Here is a 2,635-nt window from a genome sequence, read left to right as displayed (position 1 = left end):
CACGCGTGCCGCGCTCGTCGGCATGGCCCTCGATGACGATGGCATACTGCTTGTACTGGTTCAGCCACTGCGCCTGGCGCGACAGCGTCGTCTGCGCGTCGGCGCGGATCGAGGACGAATCCGTGTCGAAGAAGATACGGTCGCCGATGTTGACGGTGAAATCCTGGGCGGAGCCCGGCGTCGCGGCGCCCGCGCCGTTGAGGCCGAGATCGGCCGCGCTGTTCGGGGTCTTCTTCGAGGCGCAACCCGTGATGGCGAGTGCCGCCACCAGCGCGATCATGGCCGGGTTTCTGGTAAGTGCTGCGATACGGCCCATGCCGCCTCTCCTTCGCATTCGAGTGATTTCGTTGATCACCCAGTAACCACGTTTGGGTTAACCGGCATTCAAGAAACACGGTTAAAATTTGGTATTAGGCCGCCGTCCGCGGCCGTTACGCCCACGCATTACCAAGGGCGACAATGCGCGCGGACCGTAGGCGGAAATGCGGCCAAAACGCGACCAGCCTGTGAAAAAGGGGAATTGAAGAACTGAAGAATTGGGGAATTGAGGAAAAGGATCACTTCAATCTCTCCCTCAGATTCACCAGCATTCCATAGATGTGGACGTAGGATTGCTGCCATTCGTCGCGTTGCGCTTGCGTGATGTAACCAAGATCGAACGCATACGAAATCCACTTTTCAACTTCGCTGCAGGATCCCATAGCCATCGAAATGAACCGCGCGAATTCGGGTCTGGAATGGGTCTGCTTGGCGAAGCCCTCCGCCAGATTGGCGCAAATCGCCTTGCTGGATCGACGCATTTGGTCGGCAGTGCGTATTGCTCGATTTTCGGAAAAACGAGCGTCGCTCTGTGGACGTCGAGGGAAGCTGCATAAGCACGCCTATAGACTTCCAAATCCTTGGCGCGCTTGATGTAACTGCCCTCTTTCTCCATTCTTCAATTCTTCATTTCATCAGTTCTTCAATTCTCCTTTTCGACCGCTCACTCAAGCAGCGGCGACCAGGCCGGGTCGGACGCGAAGTTCGAGGTCGGGATCGACTGCTCGTTGCGGCCGGTGAGGTCGACCGAAACCAGCTTCGGACCGCCGGCTGAGTCGCGGAAGAACATCAGCACGCGGCCGTTGGGCGCCCAAGTCGGTCCCTCCTGCTGGAAGCCGGACGACAGAATGCGCTCGCCTGAGCCGTCGGTCTTCATGACGCCGATCTGGAACTCGCCGCCGGTCTGCTTGGTGAAGGCGATGAGGTCGCCGCGCGGCGACCACACCGGCGTCGAATAGACGCCGTCGCCGAACGATATGCGGGTCTGGCCGGAGCCGTCGGCGCCCATTACGTAGATCTGCGCGCGGCCGCCGCGGTCGGAGGTGAACACCACCTGGCTGCCGTCGGGCGAATAGGACGGCGAGGTATCGATGGCGGTGGAATTGGTCAGCCTTGTGGTCGAGCGGCTCCTCAGGTCCATGGCGAAGATGTTGGAATTGCCGTCGTCGCGCAGCAGGCTCATGATCACCTTCTGGCCGTCGGGCGAGAAGCGCGGCGCGAACGTCATGCCGGGGAAGTTGCCGACCAATTCGCGCTGCCCGGTCTCGATCTGCAGTAGATAGACCTTCGGCTGGCCGCTCTCATAGGACATGTAGGTGATTTCCTGCCGGTTCGGCGAGAAGCGCGGTGTCAGCACGATCGAGCGGCCGTCGGACAGATAGCGCACGTTGGCGCCGTCCTGGTCCATGATGGCGAGCCGCTTCTTGCGCGCATTCTTGGCGCCGGATTCGTCGATGAAGACGACGCGCGTGTCGAAATAGCCCTTTTCGCCGGTAATCTTCTCATAGATCGCATCGGCGATGATATGAGCGACACGGCGCTGATTGGCGTCGTTGGCGAAAAACTGCTCGCCGGCCAGCTGCGTGTTGCCAAAAATATCCCACAGCCGGTACTGGGCGCGGATGCGGCCGTCCGCCTCCTTGTTCACGCTGCCGGTCACCAGCGCCTGCGCGTTGATGACCTTCCAGTCCTCGTAGCGCGGCGCCGCATCTGGGTTCGTGATCTTTTCGACAAAGGCGGCCTTGTCGATCGGCGCGAACAGTCCGGACCGTTTCAGATCGGCGGTTACGATCTCCGATATCTGCGCGCCAAGCTCTCCCTGAAAGTCGGGGATGGCTATCGGCATCGGCTCGACATTGCCTTTGTTGACGTTGAGCTCGAGGGTTGCTCGAGCAGGCAAGGTGGCGACAGAAATTATGCCCATCGCCATTGCGGCGACCACCAGGAGCGGCTTGAGGATGGATTTCATGTCTTCTCGCTTCTCTTGCTGATTTTTCGGGTGCTCAGGCTACAGGCCAAGCATCGCTCTCGGATCAAAGTTGACGCGAACATCGGACCATATGTCCTGCTTGCCGGCGGGCACCTGCAGCCCGGCGACATCACATTTCTGCACGGCGCGAACCGCACTGGCGTCGAACTGGGGGTTGCCGCTGGACTTTTCGACAGTCGGGCGGCCTTCCAACTTACCGGAGGCGTTCAGGTTGAAGCGAACGACCACGGTGAAATCCTCGGAACCTTCGAGGCCGACCGGGAGGGTCCAGCAATGGCCGAGCTGGTCTTCCAACGCCCCTTGTTCCGACCCTGAGAGTTTCTGGCC

General features: G+C 60.3%; 4 protein-coding genes. All 4 read right to left on the bottom strand.

Going from position 1 to position 2,635, the window contains the following annotated elements; all coding sequences use genetic code 11:
* Positions 1–316, bottom strand: a 316-nt coding sequence (locus EN742_RS31185; RefSeq protein ID WP_148670386.1) for an OmpA family protein, incomplete at its 3' end; no start/stop codon positions are given.
* 241 nt (positions 317–557) lie between these two features.
* Positions 558–800 (bottom strand): four helix bundle protein, encoded by a 243-nt coding sequence (locus tag EN742_RS39750; protein WP_245455345.1) that lies wholly within the window; start codon positions 798–800, stop codon positions 558–560.
* Positions 801–982: 182 nt separating this feature from the next.
* Positions 983–2,287 carry a Tol-Pal system beta propeller repeat protein TolB gene (gene tolB / locus EN742_RS31175; RefSeq protein ID WP_126057877.1) on the bottom strand — a complete coding sequence of 435 codons (1,305 nt, stop codon included), beginning with the start codon at positions 2,285–2,287 and terminating at the stop codon, positions 983–985.
* A gap of 39 nt (positions 2,288–2,326) precedes the next feature.
* Positions 2,327–2,635 (bottom strand): energy transducer TonB (locus EN742_RS31170; protein ID WP_148670385.1); only part of this gene is annotated, 309 nt, incomplete at its 5' end.

It is taken from the genome of Mesorhizobium sp. M4A.F.Ca.ET.020.02.1.1 (assembly GCF_004022645.1).
Classification (GTDB): Bacteria; Pseudomonadota; Alphaproteobacteria; order Rhizobiales; family Rhizobiaceae; genus Mesorhizobium.
This window is presented reverse-complemented; position numbering and strand designations above follow the sequence as displayed.